General features: G+C 59.5%; 1 protein-coding gene. It reads left to right on the plus strand.

Going from position 1 to position 1,906, the window contains the following annotated elements; genetic code table 11:
• On the plus strand, positions 1 to 1,906 hold a 1,906-nt coding region (locus H5U08_RS17305), incomplete at both ends, for an MMPL family transporter (RefSeq protein ID WP_297035952.1).

Raw genomic sequence — 1,906 nt, forward strand, 5'->3', positions numbered from 1 at the left:
AACAGGTCGTCGATCAACTGGTGGCGTCTCAGGGGCTGACGCGTGAGCAGGCGATCGACCGGCTGCGTGGCTTTCTCGTCGGACAGGATGGGCAACAAACGTGTCTCGTCCTCGTCATCGACCCAAAAGCGGAAGAGCGCTGGGAGCATTATTTCCACGGCAATCCCCGCAAAAAGTTCTTGCATGCGGTGGTGGAAAGCGTTTACACGGCGGCGAAAGAAATATGCGACATCAAGCCGGAGCAGCTTCACCTGGGTGGACCGCCCGTGGACAACGTCGCCATTGACGTCGAGGGCCAGCGGTCGCTTGTCCGTTTGGCCATTGTCTGCGGTGTTGTGGGCGCCGCCATGGCCTGGTGGTGCCTGCGGAGCTGGATTCTGACGCTCATCGTTTTCTCCACCGGGGTGTACAGCGCAGGCCTGAGTATGATCCTCGTCTGGCTGACCGGCACGGACATGAACGCGATTCTTTTGACCATGCCGGCCCTGGTGTATGTGGCAGCGGTCTCCGGTGCCATCCATCTCGCCAACTATTATCGTGACACCGTGAGGACCCACATTGCCTGGGGACTCCCCGATCCCACCGTTGGAGCCCCGGGCAAAGCGTTGCGAAGCGCCTTTCTCCCGCTGTTTTTGGCGACGTTCACCACAGCATTTGGGCTGGCGTCGCTGGCCGTAAGCGAACTGGTGCCCATTCAAACGTTTGGCATCTTTTCGGCTGCGGGAATCATCGTGAGCTTCCTGTTTCTGTGTCTGTATGTGCCGTCCATGCTCCAGGAATGGCCGATTCCCGAGATTGCCCGATCCCGGCAAGCGTTTAAATTCGATCCTGGGCGATGGGCCGGATGGCGGAAGGTGGGCGATTTCATCATCGGCCGGGGGAGTTGGGTGGTTGCCGGTTGTGTTGTGCTCATGCTGATCGGGGCGATTGGCGCCAGCCGCATCCAGACCTCTGTGAAATTGATGCGACTCTTCTCTCCCGAGGCCACCATCATTCGCGACTACGCGTGGCTGGAGGAGAAGCTGGGGCCCCTTGTGCCCATGGAGGTCGTGATCAAGGTGGACCGGGACAAGGCGAAACTGGACACCCTGGATCAAATGAAGCTGGTGGCGGAGGTGCAAAGGGCCATCAAACAGTTGCCGGATGTGGGAAGTGTCATCGCGGCCCCCACGTTTGCCCGCCCATTACCGTCCCAGCCGGGCCTGATCGAGAAGCGCACGTGGATCGTGCAACTCCGTCGCCATCGCGAGGACCTGCGGGATTACTGGTCGGAAGAGGGAACCACGGAGCTGTGGCGGGTCAGCGCACGTGTGAAGGCCCTCACCGATCTCGATTATGGAAACTTTGTGGAAGACATTCGGCGGCAGGTCGAACCGGTGCTGGCCCGATATCGCGGTCAGGGTGTGGAAGGAATCTCCGCGGTTTATACCGGTCTTGTCCCCCTGGTCTATAAAGCGCAGCACTCGCTGCTCAACGGATTGCTGACCGGTTTCGCCGGTGATCTCGTCATCATCGCCATTGCCTTGATGTTCGTGATGCGGGACTGGTCGGCAGGCTTGCTGCTGGGCTTCGCCAGTGTGTTCCCCATTGCCATTGTCTTCGGCATTATGGGACTGTTGGGCATTGTGGTGGATGTGGGCACCGTCATGACGCCAGCGGTGGCCCTGGGAGTCACTGTGGACGATGCCATCCATTTCATGCTGTGGTGTCGGCACGGACAAGAGCGGGGCCTCTCGCGTGCGGACTCGATACGTTTCGCTTACAGCGACTGCGCTCAGGCTATCTATCAAAGCTGGGGGGTTATTGGTCTGGGGCTTTCGGCTTTCGCTTTGAGCTCTTTCACGACAACCCAGCGTTTTGGTTACCTCATGTTCGCCATGCTGACGGCGTCGTCATCCGGCAATCT

Source organism: Thermogutta sp., assembly GCF_014359955.1.
Classification (GTDB): Bacteria; Planctomycetota; Planctomycetia; order Pirellulales; family Thermoguttaceae; genus Thermogutta.